Raw genomic sequence first — 2231 nt, forward strand, 5'->3', positions numbered from 1 at the left:
TGCCAGTTCAACGCCATGCCGACATACGGATTCTGCCAGGCGGTCGCCGGCATGGAGATCGAGACCGGCCATCACGGCGACACCAAGCTGGACGGGTTGCGGTTCGTCGGCATTTTCAGCTGGCCCGGCGCGATCCACCAGGGCAGGGGCGAGGCCGCGGTGGTTATCGACGAGAGGGCCAGCGAAGCCCAGCGTGAAGCTCTGCTTCGCATATTGGGCGGCCAGGACACCGAGCCGGGCGCAACGATATTCCAGGTTTTTTCGACCACGCTGGAGAAATTCCACGATCCGATCTTCGCCGCGATCGATTTCAAGGTTGACGTCGACGCGCGAACCGGCCGGCTGCATGTCAAGGGCGTCACTGACGGCCATGGCGAGCCGATCAAGAACCCGGTCACCGGTGCCGAGCACAGGGCGCGCATCGACCTGCCGCACGGCTTCGAATACGCGATCGCCGAGATCGGTCGTGGCTGGACCAAGGCGACCGGCCCGATCAAGTTCGAGGTGGCCGACACGCACAGCCATTTCGCCAATCTGCATCTCACGCAGAGCGGCGTCGTGCATTGACCTGATCCAATGGGCGACACGGCTCTCGAGGCTGTGCTGCGGCGCGACCGCGCGGTCGTGATGACCGCGCTCGTCGTGATTGCCATTCTCGCCTGGACCTACGTCCTTTGGCTCGCCGCCGACATGGCCATGCCTGGTGTCCCCGTCGCGGACGGCGCGGCAGGCGGCATGGCCGGGATGGACATGTCGAACACGGATATTGGTGGCATGGATATGGGCGCCGCCGTGGCGCCGGGTTTCAGGACCTGGGCATCGGCCGATTTCGTCTTCATCTTCACCATGTGGGCCGTGATGATGGTCGGCATGATGACGCCTTCGATCGCGCCGATGTTGCTGCTCTATGCAGGCGTCGGCCGCAAGGCACGGGTCGATGGCCAGCCTATCGCGTCGACGGCATGGTTTTTTGCCGGCTATCTCATCGTCTGGATCGTCTTCAGCATCGCGGCCACCGGCGCGCAATGGGTGCTCGCCCATTTCGCCTTGCTTGATCCGGCAATGGCTACCAACAGTGCGACCCTCGGTGGCCTCGTCCTGATCGCCGCCGGCCTCTATCAATGGACGCCGGTCAAGGGCGTCTGCCTGCGCCAATGCCAGGCGCCGATCGCATTCCTGGCCAGCCATGGCGGCTTCCGCACCACCCCGCCCGGCGCGCTTCGGCTCGGCATCGGCCACGGCGCCTATTGTCTCGGCTGCTGCTGGGCGCTGATGGCCTTGCTGTTTGTCGGCGGTGTCATGAACGTCCTGTGGATCGCCGGCATCGCCATCCTTGTTCTCTTGGAGAAGATGGTCCCGGCCGGGCAATTGATCCCGCGCATCTCCGGCGCATTGATGGTTGCGATCGGCGTCTGGCTCGTCTTTCCCGCGCTTTGACCTGCGTACCGGCTTTGTTCACGAGCAATATTGACCGGCAATCGCCGGCCGGGGGTATTCCGCGACGTCAATGCATTTCGTGCTGGAGGCAGTAACACTCAGGTATTGCCGGCAATGGATTTCACGGAACCGGCTCACATCCGCGGCAAATGAGCTTTGCCGATTCAATTCGCGCTTGTGACTAAATCGCGGGCGCGTTTGTCTGCAATTCAGGCATTTCGGACAATCGATTTTCAAACCCGTTGCAATTCGGTCATTTTCCTTGACCTCACGAGAATTATCGCCTTCGATGCTGTTCGTGAATGGGAGGCGGCGCGTCGATTTGCGACGCGGGGTTCCGGGAATGGGCCGGGATGGGAGCTGCGTTCACACGGGAGAAAAGATCAGGGTCACTGCCTGAAAAAACAGAAAAGGGTCTGTGGGTTATGAAACACATTGCTATCGGCATTCTCGGCGTCGCCACGCTCGGACTGATGGCGTCGGCCGCGTCGGCCGGCACGCTCGACACCGTCAAGGCGAAGGGCTTCATCCAGTGCGGCGTCTCGACCGGTCTGGCCGGCTTCTCGGCGCCGGACGACAAGGGCGACTGGCAAGGCATCGACGCCGATTTCTGCCGCGCGGTTGCCGCCGCCGTCTTCGGTGATGGCACCAAGGTCAAGTTCACGCCGCTCAGCGCCAAGGAGCGCTTCACCGCGCTGCAGTCCGGCGAGGTCGACATCCTGTCGCGCAACACCACCTGGACGATCAACCGCGACACCGCGCTTGGCCTGAATTTCATCGGCACGACCTACTAT

The 2231-nt window shown here is 62.7% G+C and carries 3 protein-coding genes; all 3 read left to right on the forward strand.

Annotation, left to right across the window (positions count from 1 at the left end; all coding sequences use genetic code 11):
- Positions 1 to 567 (forward strand): DUF1326 domain-containing protein (locus tag EOA36_RS33765; protein ID WP_127281048.1); only part of this gene is annotated, 567 nt, incomplete at its 5' end.
- A 9-nt stretch (positions 568 to 576) separates the two neighbouring features.
- Complete coding sequence (locus EOA36_RS33770; protein WP_127281049.1) at positions 577 to 1437, forward strand: DUF2182 domain-containing protein; 861 nt, start codon at positions 577 to 579, stop codon at positions 1435 to 1437.
- A 425-nt stretch (positions 1438 to 1862) separates the two neighbouring features.
- On the forward strand, positions 1863 to 2231 hold a 369-nt coding region (locus EOA36_RS33775), incomplete at its 3' end, for a transporter substrate-binding domain-containing protein (protein WP_127281050.1).

This window comes from Mesorhizobium sp. M8A.F.Ca.ET.021.01.1.1 (assembly GCF_003998025.1).
GTDB lineage: Bacteria > Pseudomonadota > Alphaproteobacteria > Rhizobiales > Rhizobiaceae > Mesorhizobium.